This is a genomic window from Pseudomonas sp. GW821-FHT11D10, assembly GCF_058808435.1.
This window is the reverse complement of record NZ_JBXARR010000004.1, coordinates 464,257-480,449: the sequence shown is the minus strand read 5'-3', so window position 1 is coordinate 480,449 and position 16,193 is coordinate 464,257. Positions and strand designations below refer to the sequence as shown.

The following is a 16,193-nucleotide window of genomic DNA, read 5'->3' as shown; positions in this document are numbered from 1 at the left end:
TTGATGGGGTGGCATTAAGCCAGTTGATTGCAAGGATGTTGAGTGCCGTATTCGCTTTGCGTTGTTTCTCGTAGTCGTTTCCTGCCTCGCCCGCTGTTGTCGGCCTTGTTGTTGAGTGTGTGTGCGCCCAGCGTTCTCGCCGCCGAAACTCCAGCCCCTGGCCAGGAAGTGCTGCGCCAGCAACAACTGCAACAGCGCGATCTGCAACAGCTGCAACTCGAACAGCGCAAGCGCCAACTGGAGCGCGGCGCGTTCGGCCCGACGCCTGCCACCCCGGCCATTCCTGAATCGATCAAACCCGACGAACGCTGCTGGCCCCTGAGCGGCACGCGCATCGGCGGTGTGACGCTGATCGATAAAGACAAACTCAACGCCCGGATCAAACCGCTGCTGGCGCCGTGCATGGGCGTCGGCCAGATCAACCATTTGCTGGCGACCATCACCGCGCTGTACGTGGAGAAGGGCTACATCGCCAGTCGGCCTTACCTGAGCAGCGCGCCAGCGGCCGGGCAATCGCTAGATATCCTGATCGACGAAGGCTACATCGAGTCCATCGAACTGGCGGACCAAAGCCTGCCGGTGTCCCTCGGCGGGGCGTTCCCCGGAATGCTCGGCAAACCGCTGAACCTGCGGGATCTGGAGCAGGGGCTGGATCAGTTGAACCGCCTGCGCTCGCTTGATCTGACCGCCGACATCGCTCCCGGCAGCCAGCCCGGCGCGTCGAAAATCATCTTGCGTTCGCGGACCTCGGGGCAGTCGCGTTGGGCCCTCGGCGCCGGTTTCGACAACCTCGGCAGCGCCAGTACCGGTCGTGATCGCGACACGCTGAGCCTGACCCTCGACAGTCCGCTCGAACTCAACGATCTGTTGAGCCTCAGCGCCAGCGACACCCTCAATCAGGGCGACCGCTACAGCCGCAACGCCAGCCTCTATTACGCGATTCCCTACGGTTACTGGACGTTCAGCACCTTCGCCAGCCACGCCGAATACCGTGCGCCGTTCAAGCTCAGCACGCTGACTTTCCACAGCACCGGCATCACCGATCAACTCAGCCTGCGCGCCGACCGGGTGTTGTGGCGCGATCAGAGCCATCAGCTCAGCGCCAATCTGCAACTGGCGCACAAGGATGTCGACAGCTATCTGGAAAACGTCCGCCTCGGCATTCAAAGCCCGACCCTGACCGTGGCCGAGGCCGGGCTCAATCTGTTCTGGCTCGACCGTGCGGTGTGGAATCTCGACGTCAACTACGCCCAGGGTTTGCGTTGGTTTGGCGCCGACGACGATGCCGATCGCCAGGTCAAAAACCTGCCCAAGGCACAGTTTCGAAAGTACCGCGCCGGCCTTGGCCAGTGGCGCAACGGCCAGCTCGGCGCGCAAGCCTGGCAATGGCAGAGCCAGCTCAATTTGCAGTACAGCCCGGATCCGCTGCCAGCCATCGAACAACTGCTCGGCACCGACGATTCCGCCGTGCGCGGTTATCGGGTCAGCAGCGCATCCGGCGCCAGCGGCGCGATCTGGCGCAACACCTTGCGCCTGCCGCTGCGCACCGATCTGCCGGTGCAGCTCACCCCGCGCGTCGGCCTCGACCACGGCTGGATCAAGGCCGATCACGGCGCCCCGGTTCAACGCCTGAGCGGCGCCAGCATCGGCCTCAATCTGGGCTGGAAAAAACTGCAAGTGGACGTCGATTACCAACGCAGCCTGAACACCCCGACCGGCCTGCACCGCGAGCCTGAAACCTGGCTGATGCGGGTCGGATTACAGATATGAACGTCAGTGAACAACAGCCATCGGATCTGAGCGCGACAGCCGTGGCCTTCAACTCAACGCGCAACGTGATGCCGCACTACATGGAGAGTTTTTTATGCCAATGAATACCTTTGCGTTTCATCTTTCCCCACGGGGCAAACTGCGCTGGGCCATCGCCAGCCTGTTCCTGGTCGCTCACCTGCCGGGCGCCATGGCCGGCGGTGTGGTGGTTGCGCCCGGGCCCGGCGGCACCGCGCAATTGCAGACCCAGGGCGGCGTCCCGATCGTCAACATCGTCGCGCCGAACGGCTCGGGCCTGTCGCACAACCAGTTCCTCGACTACAACGTCGACCGTCAGGGCCTGGTGCTGAACAACGCCCTTCAGGCCGGGCAATCGCAGCTCGCCGGGCAACTGGCGGCCAACCCGCAATTGCAGGGTCAGGCCGCAAGCGTGATCCTCAACGAAGTGATCAGCCGCAACCCGTCGGCCATCAACGGCGCCCAGGAAATCTTCGGTCGCGCCGCCGACTACGTGCTCGCCAACCCGAACGGCATTTCGGTGAACGGCGGCAGTTTCATCAACACGCCGAACGCCAATCTGGTGGTCGGCCGTCCCGAGCTGAATGACGGCAAACTGCAAGCCCTGAGTACCCGCGATGCCACCGGTCAGTTGCAGATTCAGGGCGGCGGCCTGCGCAACGGCGAAGGCTCGATTAACCTGATCGCGCCGCGCATCGACAGCCAGGGCGCAATCAGCGCTCGCGATCAACTGAACCTCACCGTCGGGCGCAATCAGATCGACTACGCCAGCGGCCAGGTGAAAGCCGTGGACCCGGCGGGCAACACCACCGATCAACGGATCGACGCCAGCCTGTTCGGCGCGATGCAGGCTGGACGCATCAACATCATCAGCACCGCTGAAGGTGCGGGCGTGAAGGTCGGGGCGGTGCAAGTCGCCGGGCGTGACGGTGTGCAGATTCGTTCGGCCGGCGACTTGAGCGTCAGTGGTCAGGCGATTCCGGACAGCCTCGACGTGACCCGCACCGGCATTCGCAGCAGCCAGGGCGACGTCGGTCTGCACAGTGGCAAGGACCTGACGCTGGCCGCCGCCGACGTCAGTGGTCGCGACGTGAAGGTCGATGCCAAGCGCAATCTGACCCTGACCACCGTCGAAAGCCGCAAGCTCCAGGAACAGCGCGAGAACTGGAACAACAGCACCATCGGCATCACCTGGGAAACCTACGAACGCACCAAGACCGACAGCGATTCGCGCCAGCACGGCGGCCAGATCGTCGCCAGCCGCGACGCGCAATTGTCGTCCGGCAAAGACACCGAACTGAAAGCCGCCAAGGTCGACGCGAAGAACAACCTCAGCGTGCAAAGCGGCGGCGATCTGCGCCTGACCGCCGCCACTGAAAGCCACACCCAGACCGATCAGGGCAAGCACCGCAAACACCTGTGGAAAGCCGACTGGGACAGCAGCAGCGAAGAGCAGCGCAGCGTCACCAGCCAGCTGAAGGCCGGCAACATTGCCCTGCAAACCGCCGCGCTGTTGCGCTCCGAAGGTGCCGAGCTGAACAGCGCCGGCGATCTGCAAATGGCCGGCAAACAGGTGGAAATCACCACCGCGACCCGCACCCATCGCAGCAGCGACAACCGCTATTCCGGTGATCTGGTTGGCGGCGGTTTCTTCGGCAAGACCGGCGACGCCGACAAGGGCCAGACCCAGCATCAGGGCAGCAAGATCAACGCGGCCGGCAAACTCGTGGTCAAGGCTGACGACGTGCGCATCAGCGGCAGCCAGGTGCGCGGCGCCAAGGACGCCAGCGTCATCAGCGACAACGGTTCGCTGACCATCGACGGCGTGCAGGACACCTCGCACAGCAACAACCACGACAAGGACAGCAAGTTCTTCGGCATCACCAAGGACGAGTCCCGGCAGAACAGCAAGGACAGCACGACGGTGCGCAGCGAGCTGGCTTCCGACAGCAACCTCAAGCTCAAGAGCGCCAAGGACATCGAAGTCGCCGGCTCCACGGTCAAGGCCGGCGGTTCGCTGACGGCGGAGGCGGCGGGTGATGTGAATGTGCATTCGACGCAGAACACCCGCGACAGCAGCAACAGCACGCAGACCCGTGGTTTCGATGCCTACGCCAAAGAGCAGACGGCGGAGCAGTATCGCGCCGGCGTGCATTACGAAGACAAGGCGCAAACCGTCACCGCTAACGACGTCACGCAGCAGGGTTCCAGCCTTAGCGGCGGCAGCGTGCAGGTGAAGGCAGGTGGCGACGTGACGCTGAAGGGCGCCGAGGTGAAATCCACCGCCGGCGACACCACCCTGAGCGGCAAGAACGTCTCGTTGCTGGCCGAGCAGGACAGCCACAGCACCTCGACCGAAACCCGCAGCACCGGCGGCGGTTTCTACTATACCGGCGGCCTCGACCGCGCCGGCAGCGGCGTGGACTTCTCGCACAGCACTTCGCAAGACACCACCGGCAAAACCACCGCGCAAACCACCGGCGTGCAGAGCAGCGGCAGCCTGAACATCAACGCTGACAAACTCGCCACCGAGGGCGCGCAACTCAAGGCTGGCAACGGTCTGAACGTCGCCGCCAACGAAGTCGACAACCGTGCCGCCAGCAACACCGAAAGCAGCACCCACAGCGAGAGCAACTGGTCGGCGGACATCGGCGCCAACGTCGAGTACAAAGACATCGCCCGGCCGATTGCCGGCGCGGTGAAAGAAGTACTCGACGGCAAGGTGCCGGACAAGGATGCACTGGCCAATCTCGGTCAGCCGAACGTCGGTATCGACGTGGCGGTTGGTCATGCCAGCACCGATAAAACCGAGCAGGGCAGCAACGCCGTTGTCAGCCAGTTCGACGGCAAGACCGTGGACGTGAAGGTCGGCGGCACGCTGCACGACCAGGGCACCCAGTACAACGCCAGCGCCGGCAAAGTGAACATCAGCGCCGACAAACTGGTGGCCGATGCCGCGAACAACACCCACAGCAGCACCGACAATGCGGTCGATGCCAAGGTCGATGTGCGCGTCTACACCAAGACCGGTGAAGACGTGAACGTGGCCGGCAGCGGCGCGGGTGGCAGCAGCCAGTCGAGCAAGAACAGCTCCACGGCGGTGGTCGGCGGTTACGCTGGCAATCAGGGTGTGAACATCAATGTCGCTCGCGACGCACAGTTCGAAGGCAGCCGTTTCGATGGCGGCCAGGGCGGTGTCAACGTCAAGACCGGCGGTGACCTGGCCCTGAATCAAGCCAACGACCGCCAAAGCAGCGACAGCTCCAGCCTGCGCGGCAACGGTTCGCTGACCGTCGGCACCTTGCCGGGCACCGACGGCACCAACGTCGATCTCGGCGCCGGGTTCCAGCTCGATCACAAAGGCAACCAGACCACCGACAGCCAGGTGCACGTCGCCAGCCTCAGCGGCAACGGCCCGGTGCAATTGAGCAGCGGCGGCAATCAGGTGCAGCAGGGCACGAAGATCGACAGCGCTGGCGCTATCGACCTGAAGGCCGACGGCAAACTCGACCTGCAAGCGGCCACCGATTCGCACGTCGCCACCGGCAGCAATCTCGGCGGCGGCCTGAAGGCCGGCGGCAGCAAAACCAGCAGCGAGAAGAGCCGTGATCAGGGCGGCAACCTCAGCGGCAACTTCAACATCGGCCGGGTCAACGAAAACACCCAGACCCTTACCGGTGGCCAGCTCAACAGCCAGAACGGCATCGCCTTGAGCGGCGATTCTGCGCGCCTGCAAGGCACTCAGGTCAGCGCGCCAAACGTCAGCATCGATGCGCAGAAGGGCGGTTTCGTTCAGGAGTTCGCGCAGTCCACCGACAACCGCAATAACTGGAACGTTGCGCTGAACGCCGGCGGCAATCTAAGCAAAAGCACCCCGACCGCCGCCGATGAAAAAGTCAGCAGCGATCACGGCTTCAATGCCGGGGCCAAAGTCGGCGTGGACTACCTGCAAGGCACCACCCAGCAGAACAGCCAGATCAAGGCTGACACGGTGGTGTTGAACAGCGGCGGTGATGCGAGCCTGAACGGCGCGCGGATTGATGCGCGCAATGTCAGCGGCAAAGTGGCCGGTGATCTGTCGGTCGAAAGCCGTCAGGACTCCAGCACTCATGCCAAGGTCGATGTGGATCTGGGCCTGACCGCCAAGAAGACCCCGGCCGACGACAAGGGAAAACTCGCGGGCACCGACTACAAGCCAACGCTGAAAGTCGACGGCGAATACGCGCACAAAGACAGCGTCAAACAAGCCTCCGGCATCAGCGCTGGTCAGGGTGTGAATCTTACCGTCGGCGGCGCTACCCAGCTGACCGGCGCGCGGATTTCCGCCACCGAAGGCAAGGTCGATCTGGGCGGTTCGAAGGTCAGCAGCAGCGATCTGAGCAACCTCGACTACGGCGTAAAAGCCGGCCTGGACCTGCCACACAAAACTGAAGAAAACGCACCGAAGGTGTCCCTTGAAAACGGCAACCGGAAAGTCGGTCCGGTGACCCTGAGCGGTCATCTGGACGGTCAGCCCCTGCAAGCGGGGATCGACGAAAAAGGCTGATTCACCGTCAGTGAAACCGGCGGGGGCGAGCCTGCTCGCTCCCGCCTCTGATGGATGCCCCGCTCAAAACGGCAGCCACTGTCGTTTCCCGTCAAGTCGATGAAAGCATGCGCTTTACACTCGGGTGAAACCGGGAGGCCGCGCCATGCACGACAACGTCGAACACCTGAGAATCCAGCTGGCCTGCGCCCTGCGCTGGGCCGCGCGTTTGAACCTGCACGAATCCATCGCCAATCACTTCAGCGTGGCCACTTCGCAGGACGGTCGCGAGTTTCTGATCAACCCCTACGGCAAACATTTCTCGCGGATCCGCGCGAGTGATCTGCTGCTTCTCGACTCCGACGATCCGACCAGTCTCGACCGCCCGGACGCCCCGGACATCACCGCCTGGGCCTTGCACAGCGCCTTGCACCGCAACCAGCCCCAGGCCCGTTGCATCCTGCACACCCACAGCAAATACGCGACGACGTTGGCCTGCCTGAAGGACTCGCGGCTGCCACCGATCGAGCAGAACAGCATGCGGTTTTTCGAGCGGGTGGCGATTGATGACGGCTTCGATGGCATGGGGCTGGGAGAAGAAGCGGAGCGGGTGAGCAGGCTGCTCGGTGACAAGCCGATCCTGCTGATGGGCAATCATGGATTGCTGGTCGCGGCGCCGAGCGTGGCCCAGGCGTTTGATGATCTGTATTACTTCGAGCGGGCGTGCGAGGTGTACATCACCGCACTGGCGACCGGGCGCGAATTGCGCGTGGCCAGCGATGAAGTGGCGCGCAAGACGTGTCGGCAATGGCTGGATTATCCGGGGTTTGCGGATAAGCATTTCAACGCGTTGATGGGCATTCTTGATGAGGAAGAGCCGGCGTATCGGCAGTAATTCATTCCGGTGACAAATGCGCCTTGCTCAACGGCTGGCGCATCACCGGCGCGCTCCACGCCTGACGCCGATCCTCGCTCGGCGGGCAGCCAAACCGTGCGCGGTAAGTGCGGGAGAAATGCTCCAGCGATCCAAACCCGGAACACGCCGCCACCTGGGCCACGCTCATTTGCGTTTGTTGCAGCAGGTTATGCGCCCGAGCCAGGCGCAGGGTGATGTAGTACTTGAGCGGCGAGAGCCCGGTCTGATGTTTGAACTGGCGCTCGAGTTGACGACGTGACAGGCCGACTTCGCTGGCAATCGCCTCGCAGTCCAGCGGTTCTTCCAGAGCCTTTTCCATCAACTGCACGGCGCGGCGGATCTTGTTGCCGTACATCCCGCTGTTGCCCAGCCCGCCGTCGAGCTGATTGTCCGCTGGCGCGCGCATCTGGCCCATCAGCAGGTGCAGGCCGATTTCCCGGGCCAGATCAGGATCGATGCGCTGGCCGATCCAGCCCAGCAGCATGTCGAGAATGGTGGTGGCGCCGGCGCAGGTCAGGCGCTGGCGTTCGAGGGTGTAGAGCTGCGGTCGGGCGCGGACCTTGGGGTAACTCTCCTGAAAACCCTGCAGGTTGTCCCAATGCACCGCCGCCTCGTAGCCGTCGAGCACACCGGCGGCGGCCAGCAGTTCGGTGCCGGTTTCCACCCCGATCAACACCGCGCCGAACAGCGCCTGCTTGCGCAGCCAACTCTTGAGCGTCGGATTGCGGCTGTGTTGATGCACCTCGAAACTGGCCAGCACCACGCAGGCGTCGAAAGCCTGCTCGTTGTTCAAGCCGTCCTCGGCGATGCTCGCCAGACCGTTGCTCGCCGTCACCGGGCCCGGCTGCAATGACAGCAACGTCCACTCGAACAGCGTGCGCTGGCTCAGCCAGTTGGCGATGGCCAGCGGTTCCAGTACCGCCGCCAGACCGAAATTGGAAAACGCCGGCAGCAACAGCACCGCCACTCGCAGCGGTGCTTCATTGCGCGGTACAGCTTCAGCGGATCGGGTCATCGCCATCTCTGCTTCATCGTTGTTCGGTCTGCCAGTGCGGGTTGATCCACACCGGTACATCGAGGGCTGGCAACGGGGCAAAGTTGCGGATCAGGTCGCTGGCCTTTTCCGCGATCATCACCGTCGGTGCGTTGGTGTTGCCGCTGACGATTACCGGCATGATCGACGCATCCACCACCCGCAAGCCGTCGAGGCCATGCACTCGCAGTTGCGGATCGACCACCGCTTCAGGGTCGCCTGCCGGCCCCATCTTGCAGGTGCCGCTGGCATGGTAGCCGGTTTCCGTGACCTGCCGCGCCCAGGCATCGAGCTCGGCGTCAGTCTGCACCGAACGGCCCGGCACCAGCTCTTCACCCTTGAACGGCGCCATCGCCGATTGCTCGATGATTTCCCGCACCAGTCGTGCGCCGGCACGCATGTCGGCACGGTCCTGCGCGGTCTTCAGGTAATTGAACAGAATCCTTGGCGGCCGCCGGGGTTCGGCGCTGTGCAGGGTCACGCTGCCGAGGCTGGTGGGGCGCATCAGGTCGATGTGGATCTGGAACGCGTGGGTCGGCACCAGCTCGACGCTGCCCGGTTGCACCGCCAGCGGCATGAAGGTCAGTTGCAGATCCGGGTGTTCGACGCCGGCCCGGGAGCGCAGGAACGCGCCGGCCTCGAAATGATTGCTCGCCGCCAGGCCATCGTGACGGACGAACCAGCGCGCGCCGATCCACCATTTGCCCGGCGCGGTGGTCCAGCGATACAGCGACACCGGTTGCTTGCAGCGAAATTGCACCACGGCATCCGGGTGATCGTTGAGGCGTTTACCGACGCCGGGCAGGTCGTGAATCACGCTGATTCCGAGGTCGCGCAGTTCTGCCGCCGGGCCCACGCCCGAGAGCAACAGCAACTGCGGGGAGTTGATCGCCCCGGCAGTCAGCAACACTTCCCGGCGGGCGCGGACGGTGTTCGTTTCGCCGTTCTGTTCGTAGTCAATCCCGACCGCCCGCCGACCCTCGAACAGGATGCGCAGCACCAGCGCATCGGTCACCACCCGCACATTGCCCCGAGCCAGCGCTTCGCTCAGATAACCGCGCGAAGTGCTCCAGCGCCGACCGTTGCGCGTGGTGCGATCGACCGGGCCGAAGGCTTCCTGACGATAGCCGTTCAAGTCCTCGCTGACGCCATAACCGGCCTCGGCCCCGGCCGCGATGAACGCCGCGCACAACGGTGTTTCGACATCGCCGGGAGTGACGTGCAAATGGCCGTCGCCGCCGCGATAGTCATCACCACCGTCGGCGTGAGTCTGCGCACGCTTGAAGTACGGCAGCACTTCGCGATAGCTCCAGCCGGTGCAGCCCTGTTCGGCCCAGCCGTCGTAATCCCGGGCATGGCCACGGATGTAGACCATGCCGTTGATCGACGATGAACCGCCGAGGGTGCGGCCTCTCGGCGTGCTGATTCGGCGGCCGTCGAGGTACGGCTCGGGCTCCGACTGATAGCTCCAGTTGTAGCGCGACCCGCCCACCACAAGGCCCACGGCGGACGGCATGTCGATCGTCCAGCTCTTGTCCTCGGGCCCGGCCTCCAGCAGCAGGATACGCACGTTCGGGTCTTCGCTCAGGCGATTGGCCAACACACAACCGGCCGAGCCGGCGCCCACGATCAGGTAATCAAACCCGGTTTCGTCCATGGTTTGCTCCGTTCTGACAAATGACGAGGGAAGGGCGTATCAGTCCACGGAGTGGCCGTGAATGCCGTTGAACACCAGGCGATGAAAGTGATGCACCAGATGCTCGCTTTCATTGCTGCGCTGGGTATCGATCATGTAGCGGCCCTGGTCGTAGCCGAGCGAGCGCAGGCCCTTTTGCACCGAGATGTTCAGGGCGATGTCTTCGGGGCCGAGGTCTTCGTTCATCCACTTCATGCACGCCGTGCTGACGGCGGCGGTCTCGGGGTTGCTGGAGTAATACCCGAAGCGCAGCAGCGAGCGCTCGGCGTCCAGCGGAATCATGATGAACGAGCCGAGAAATTCGGAGAACGGGAAGGTGTAGAAGGTGTTGTTCGGCCACATGCCGATGTTGAAAAAGCATTCCTGCGGGTTCGGCTCGCTTTTCAGCGGCACGCCATAGGCCTCGGTCGCCGACAGATTGGCCGGTGCGGCGTAGGTCCACCAGTTGTCGCGTTTGATCAACTGGTAACCCTTGAAATCGATCAGCCGCGCGAGGTCAATGTGGCATGGGCCGGAAAGTTTGAAGTGATAGCCCTCGATGGAGTTGTCCATGATCACTTTCCAGTTGGCCGGCACGATCACGTCCTGTTCCTCGATCAGGCGCATGTCCGCCAGATCCGGAAACACTCGATGCATTTCCTCGTCGGCACCGGGGAACAGATCTCGCAGCGACGGCGCATTCGGGTCGAGGTTGAAGTAGATGAAACCGCCGAGTTCTTCGGTGCGCACCTGGGGAATGTTGAACTGCGCCAGCTCGAAATTCTTCATCCGCTCGCAACGCGGCGCACCGCGCAGGCTGCCGTCCATCTCGTAACACCATGAGTGGTAGGCGCAGCGCACCACGCCGCCGGTGGTGCCACGGCGGTCCTCCAGCAAGCGATTGCCGCGATGCTGGCAGACGTTGTGAAAACCGTGGATCTGCCCCTGCCGATTCTTCGCCACCACCACGCTCTGGTCGAACAGATCGGTGACCACGAACTGCCCCGGTTCGGCGAACTCGCTGACATGCCCGGCGACATGCCAGGCCTTCATGAAAATGTTGTTGCGCTCGGCACGAAACAGGCTGTCGTCGTAGAAGTAGCGCGAGGGCAGGGTGAAGGCCTGCTCCGGATCCTGCTGATCCCAGGCGTCGACCGGACTGTGCTGCTTGCGGGTCTGGAAACTGTGCATGAGGCGATCTCCACGGCGTGTTGTTGTGGGATCTAATCTAGGGCGCGGCGCAGGTGTGGGGTTGATGGATTGCGACCAGTTGATGGGTGGAATGATCAATCTCAGGCTGTACCGGGGAGGTCTTGACAGCCCTGCGATAATGAAACTTCACCGCGATCATGATGCAGAGGAAGGTTTTCCATGGACAATCAAGCACTCAAGGCCCTGTTCGACCAGCAATCCGCCGTCTATGACAAACAGTGGAGCGGCATGGCGCCCCTTCGTGATGCCCTGTATTTGCTGCTGGATTCAGTATTCGTGGGCCTGCCGGAGAATGCCCGGATACTCTGCGTGGGCGTGGGCACCGGTGTGGAAATGGCCCATCTGGCGCAGCAGTTTCCCGGCTGGCAATTCACTGCAGTCGACCCTTCGGGCGCGATGCTCGACGTGTGCCGTCAAAGAGCGACGGAGGGTGGTTTCATTGACCGTTGCCATTTTCACGAAGGCTACCTCGATACGCTGACGGATGAATCCGGTTACGACGGCGCGACCTGTTTTCTGGTGTCGCAGTTCTTGCTCGACCCTCAGGTGCGTATCGACTTTTTCCATGAGATTGCTCGTCGTCTGCTGCCGGGCGGGGTTCTGGCGAATGCTGATCTGGCCTCTGACACCGCATCACCGGCCTATGAAGCATTGCTGCGTCACTGGATGACGCTGATGGCCTCGGCGCAGGTACCGGCGGAGATGCTTGAGCGAGCGCGTTTGGCCTACGCCCGGGACGTGGCAATTCTGCCGGCGCCGCAAGTCGCCGGTCTGATCGAGTCGGCGGGGTTCGAGACTCCGGTCCAGTTCTTTCAGGCGGGTTTGATGCACGGTTGGTTCTGCCCGCGCAAGGCAGAGATTGCCACGGGTTAGTGCGCTGAAGGCATTGGGGAAAACAGCTTCGTCGGCATTCCCGAGGAATCCATTGCTTCGGCTTAATAGGAAGCATTACTATTCACGCCCCTTTCCTCAGCACGCCGCAATGATCCCCATGCTGCCCCGCAGACCCGGCTTTCTCGAGCATTACGAAGAGTTGATCGGCACCTGGACCCGTCGCCTGCGCAATCGCTCGCAGGCCGAGGATCTGGCGCACGACACCTTTGTGCGGGTGCTCGAATCCGATTCGTCGGCGGTGCAGCAACCCCGGGCGTATTTGCACCAGACCGCGCGCAACATCGCGGTGGACGGCTATCGGCGTGAGGACCGGCGGGGCGCCATGGAGTCGGAGGCGATCGATCTCAGTGAGTCGCCGACCGGCGATCCGGAGCATTACATGCATGCGATCCAGCTGGCCGATTCCATCGAACGCGCGCTCACGGAGCTGCCGGTCAACTGCCGACGGATTTTCGTCTGGCAGAAGATCGAAGGCCTGACCCAGGCGGAGATCGCCGAACGCCTGGGCCTGTCCAAGAACATGGTGGAAAAGTATATGATCCGCACCCTGCGGCATCTGCGCGATCGCCTGGACGGGGCGCAATCATGAGCCGTGGCGTCTTTTCATCCCCAGCCAAACAGGACATTCCATGATGGATACTCGTGATTGCGCGTGCGGGCAAACAACGGTGCGCGATGACGCGGCACGCTGGTTTGTGCGTTTGCAGGAGCCGGCCGTCAGTGCCGACGAACAGCAGCGCTTCGACGCGTGGCTGAACGAACATCCGCAGCACCGTGACGAATTCCAGTTGCTGCAAGGCTTGTGGACGGCGGCGGATCTGCTGCCGGCGCCACGCCTCAAAGCTTTGTGCGAAACCCCGCCGGCGCGGCGCGAGCGCCGTCCGCTGTTGCGTTATGCCGTGGCGGCCAGCGTGGTCGCGGTGGCCCTCGGGCTCGGGCTGTTCAGCGGTCTGAATCACCCACAAGGTTACAGCGCCGAATTCGCCACCGCGCTGGGCGAGCGCAAGCATGTCGCGCTGCCGGACGGTTCGATGATCGACCTCAACAGCCGCAGTCGTCTGCAGGTGCGTTTCGAGAAGGATCGGCGGCTCATCGAGCTGACAGAAGGCGAAGCGATGTTCAGCGTCGAGCACGATACTTCTCGCCCGTTCGTGGTCGAGGCCGGCAGCGGCAAGGTCACGGTGACCGGCACCCGCTTCGATGTGCGCCGCGACGTGACGCAGACCCGGGTCGCGGTGGAGCAGGGCACGGTCAAAGTGCAGGGCCGTGATGCGGCCGAGGCCGATTTCATCAGCCTGACCGCCGGCCTCGGCACGCGGATCGATGCCCAGGGCAAAGTGGCGCCGGCGTATGCGGTCAACCCGGCGGAACTGACAGCCTGGCGCAGCGGCAAACTGGTATTCAACAACGCCAGCCTCAGCGAAGTGGCCGAGGAAGTGTCGCGTTATCGCGACAAGCCGCTGAAGGTCACCAACCCGGCCGTGGCCAGTCTGCGCCTGACCAGCGTGTTCAAATCCGACAACACCGATGCCTTGCTCAAGGCGTTGCCAAGCATCCTTCCGGTGGCCGTGCGCACCCTTGCCGACGGCAGCCAGGAAATAATTTCAAAATAAAATTCAGGTTTTTTTCGAGTTCGTCGTCTTCCTGTTCAACTGCAACTGGTTTGCATTAACAGCCGCACACTCTTGCGATCCACAGGACTCCGTTCGACGTGAAAAACTCCACCGCCAAAAACAAAAAATCCCCTTGGTTGCCGCTGGCACTTGCGCTGGCGGTCAACGCCGCCGTACCGATGGCTTTCGCCGCTGAAGCCATTCACATCCGCGCCCAGCCGCTGGGTCAGGCCCTGAGCGAATTGGGCCAGCAAACGTCGTTGCAGGTGTTTTTCAGCCCGGACCTGGTCGCCGGCAAACAGGCGCCGGCCGTGGATGGCAATCTCTCCCCGGAACAGGCCCTGCGCCAATTGCTGCAAGGCAGCGGTCTGGATTATCAGATCAATGAAGGTTCGGTGACGCTGTCGCCGGCCCCGACTTCCGCCGCCAACGGCCCGCTGGAACTGGGCGTGACCGACATCAAGGTGGTCGGCGACTGGCTCGGCGACGCCAACGCCGCCGTGGTGCAGAACCACCCCGGCGCGCGCACCGTGATCCGCCGCGAAGCGATGGTCGAGCAGGGCGCGATGAACGTCGGCGACGTGCTGCGCCGCGTGCCGGGCGTGCAGGTGCAGGAAGCCAACGGCACCGGCGGCAGCGATATTTCGCTGAACGTCGGTGTGCGGGGTTTGACGTCGCGCCTGTCGCCACGCTCCACCGTATTGATCGACGGCGTGCCGGCCGCGTTTGCCCCGTACGGCCAGCCACAACTGTCGATGGCGCCGATCTCTTCCGGCAACCTCGACAGCATCGACGTGGTTCGTGGTGCCGGCTCCGTGCGTTACGGGCCGCAGAACGTCGGCGGCGTGATCAACTTTGTGACCCGTGCGATCCCGGAAAAAACCACCGGTGAAATCGGCACGACCCTGGAAACCTCGCAGCACGGTGGCTGGAAACACATCGACACCGCGTTCCTCGGCGGCACTGCCGACAACGGTATCGGCATGGCGCTGTTGTACTCGGGCGTGAACGGCAACGGTTACCGCGAGCGCAACAATGGCAACGACATCGACGACGTGATCCTCAAGACTCACTGGGCACCGACCGATCAGGACGATTTCAGCCTCAACTTCCACTACTACGACGCCAGCGCCGACATGCCCGGCGGCCTGACGCAGAAGCAGTACGACGACAAACCGTTCCAGTCCGACCGCGACTACGACGGCTTCAGCGGCCGCCGCAAGGACGTGTCGTTCAAGTGGATCCGGCAGATCGACGAACGCACCCAGGCGGAAGTGCTGACCTACTATTCCGACAGCTTTCGCGGCAGCACCATCGCCGCCCGCGATCAGAAAACCCTCAGTTCGTTCCCGCGTTCTTACTACACGCTGGGCATCGAGCCGCGCGTTTCGCGTGTGTTTGACGTAGGCCCGACCACTCAGGAAGTCAGCGTCGGTTACCGTTATTTGAAAGAGGCGATGCACGAGCAATCGAGCCGCCTGGCGCTCGTCAACAATGTGCCGGTGGTCACCAAGACCTCCGACGGTCATGTGTTCCAGGATCGCACCGGCGGCACCGAGGCCAACTCGGTCTACATCGACAACAAGATCGACGTCGGCAACTGGACCGTGACCCCGGGCATTCGCTTCGAACACATCAGCACCGACTGGCACGATCGCGCCGTGCTCGACACCGCCGGCAAACGCGTGCCGGAGAAAAACCGCAGCATCGAAAGCAACGAGCCGCTGCCGGCCCTGAGCGTGATGTATCACCTGTCCGATGCGTGGAAGCTGTTCGCCAACTACGAGACGTCGTTCGGCAGCCTGCAATACTTCCAGCTCGGCCAGGGCGGCTCGGGTGACCAGACCGCCAACGGCCTGGAGCCGGAGAAAGCCAAGACCTACGAAATCGGCACGCGCTACAACGATGACGTGTGGGGCGGGGAAGTGACGCTGTTCTACATCGACTTCGACGATGAGCTGCAATACGTCAGCAACGATGTGGGCTGGACCAACCTCGGTGCGACCAAGCACCAGGGTGTCGAAGCGTCGGTGCACTACGACATGGCGGCGCTCGATCCACGCCTCGACGGCCTGACCGCCAACGCCGGTTTCACCTACACCCGCGCGACCTATGAAGGCGAAATTCCGGGCTTCAAGGGCCGCGACCTGCCGTATTACTCGCGTCAGGTGGCGACCGTCGGCCTGCGTTACGACATCAACCGCTGGACCTACAACATCGACGGTTTCGCCCAGTCCAAACAGCGTGCTCCCGGCACAGGTGTGAACGCCGACGGCAGCTTCAACGGCAACTACATCACCGAAGGCACGGCGGACGGGCAGTACGGCGACATTCCGGGCTACGTGACCTGGAACGTGCGCGGCGGCTATGACTTCGGTTCGCAGCTGTCGAACCTGAAGCTCGGCGCGGGGGTGAAAAACATCTTCGACAAGCAGTACTTCACCCGCTCCAGCGACAACAACTCGGGGATCTACGTGGGCACGCCACGGACGTTCTTCGTGCAGGCCAGCGTCGGTTTCTGATCTGCACTGATCGTT

Annotated in this window: 10 protein-coding genes; 7 read left to right on the top strand and 3 right to left on the bottom strand. The window is 63.1% G+C overall.

Annotation, left to right across the window (positions count from 1 at the left end):
- Positions 1-42: 42 nt before the first annotated feature.
- The 3 genes from AC1RT4_RS15850 to AC1RT4_RS15840 all read left to right on the top strand — a co-directional run bounded on the left by AC1RT4_RS15850 (position 43) and on the right by AC1RT4_RS15840 (position 7,208).
- Positions 43-1,770: a ShlB/FhaC/HecB family hemolysin secretion/activation protein gene (locus AC1RT4_RS15850; protein ID WP_493086190.1), complete on the top strand. Its 1,728-nt coding sequence runs from the start codon at positions 43-45 to the stop codon at positions 1,768-1,770.
- 94 nt (positions 1,771-1,864) lie between these two features.
- Complete coding sequence (locus AC1RT4_RS15845; protein ID WP_493086188.1) at positions 1,865-6,334, top strand: hemagglutinin repeat-containing protein; 4,470 nt, start codon at positions 1,865-1,867, stop codon at positions 6,332-6,334.
- 145 nt (positions 6,335-6,479) lie between these two features.
- The gene (locus AC1RT4_RS15840; protein WP_493086186.1) at positions 6,480-7,208 is read left to right on the top strand and encodes a class II aldolase and adducin N-terminal domain-containing protein; all 729 of its coding nucleotides are present in this window, start codon (positions 6,480-6,482) and stop codon (positions 7,206-7,208) included.
- Position 7,209: 1 nt separating this feature from the next.
- Here the strand turns inward: AC1RT4_RS15840 and AC1RT4_RS15835 are convergent, their stop codons facing one another.
- Genes AC1RT4_RS15835 through AC1RT4_RS15825 form a run of 3 tightly spaced genes read right to left on the bottom strand, consistent with a single transcriptional unit; the run spans position 7,210 to position 11,128 of the window.
- On the bottom strand, positions 7,210-8,244 hold the full coding sequence (locus AC1RT4_RS15835) for a GlxA family transcriptional regulator (protein ID WP_493086184.1): 1,035 nt from the start codon (positions 8,242-8,244) through the stop codon (positions 7,210-7,212).
- Between the two features lie 13 nt (positions 8,245-8,257).
- On the bottom strand, positions 8,258-9,919 hold the full coding sequence (locus tag AC1RT4_RS15830) for a choline dehydrogenase (protein WP_493086182.1): 1,662 nt from the start codon (positions 9,917-9,919) through the stop codon (positions 8,258-8,260).
- A 39-nt stretch (positions 9,920-9,958) separates the two neighbouring features.
- Positions 9,959-11,128 (bottom strand): aromatic ring-hydroxylating oxygenase subunit alpha, encoded by a 1,170-nt coding sequence (locus AC1RT4_RS15825; protein WP_493086180.1) that lies wholly within the window; start codon positions 11,126-11,128, stop codon positions 9,959-9,961.
- Positions 11,129-11,308: 180 nt separating this feature from the next.
- Between AC1RT4_RS15825 and AC1RT4_RS15820 the strand changes: the two genes are divergently transcribed.
- From AC1RT4_RS15820 to AC1RT4_RS15805, 4 genes are all read left to right on the top strand, one after another.
- Positions 11,309-12,022 carry a class I SAM-dependent methyltransferase gene (locus AC1RT4_RS15820; protein WP_493086178.1) on the top strand — a complete coding sequence of 238 codons (714 nt, stop codon included), beginning with the start codon at positions 11,309-11,311 and terminating at the stop codon, positions 12,020-12,022.
- 109 nt (positions 12,023-12,131) lie between these two features.
- Positions 12,132-12,632: a sigma-70 family RNA polymerase sigma factor gene (locus AC1RT4_RS15815; protein ID WP_045121794.1), complete on the top strand. Its 501-nt coding sequence runs from the start codon at positions 12,132-12,134 to the stop codon at positions 12,630-12,632.
- 40 nt (positions 12,633-12,672) lie between these two features.
- The gene (locus tag AC1RT4_RS15810; protein WP_493086176.1) at positions 12,673-13,656 is read left to right on the top strand and encodes a FecR family protein; all 984 of its coding nucleotides are present in this window, start codon (positions 12,673-12,675) and stop codon (positions 13,654-13,656) included.
- A 98-nt stretch (positions 13,657-13,754) separates the two neighbouring features.
- On the top strand, positions 13,755-16,178 hold the full coding sequence (locus tag AC1RT4_RS15805) for a TonB-dependent siderophore receptor (RefSeq protein ID WP_007955926.1): 2,424 nt from the start codon (positions 13,755-13,757) through the stop codon (positions 16,176-16,178).
- The last annotated feature ends 15 nt before the right edge of the window (positions 16,179-16,193 follow it).

Excerpts from the sequence above, each read along its gene's own strand:
- AC1RT4_RS15845 (WP_493086188.1), top strand. The coding sequence starts at position 1,865 with ATGCCAATGAATACCTTTGCGTTTCATCTTTCCCCACGGGGCAAACTG.
- AC1RT4_RS15825 (WP_493086180.1), bottom strand. The coding sequence starts at position 11,128 with ATGCACAGTTTCCAGACCCGCAAGCAGCACAGTCCGGTCGACGCCTGG.
- AC1RT4_RS15820 (WP_493086178.1), top strand. The coding sequence starts at position 11,309 with ATGGACAATCAAGCACTCAAGGCCCTGTTCGACCAGCAATCCGCCGTC.
- AC1RT4_RS15810 (WP_493086176.1), top strand. The coding sequence starts at position 12,673 with ATGATGGATACTCGTGATTGCGCGTGCGGGCAAACAACGGTGCGCGAT.
- AC1RT4_RS15830 (WP_493086182.1), bottom strand. The coding sequence starts at position 9,919 with ATGGACGAAACCGGGTTTGATTACCTGATCGTGGGCGCCGGCTCGGCC.
- AC1RT4_RS15835 (WP_493086184.1), bottom strand. The coding sequence starts at position 8,244 with ATGACCCGATCCGCTGAAGCTGTACCGCGCAATGAAGCACCGCTGCGA.
- AC1RT4_RS15840 (WP_493086186.1), top strand. The coding sequence starts at position 6,480 with ATGCACGACAACGTCGAACACCTGAGAATCCAGCTGGCCTGCGCCCTG.
- AC1RT4_RS15815 (WP_045121794.1), top strand. The coding sequence starts at position 12,132 with ATGATCCCCATGCTGCCCCGCAGACCCGGCTTTCTCGAGCATTACGAA.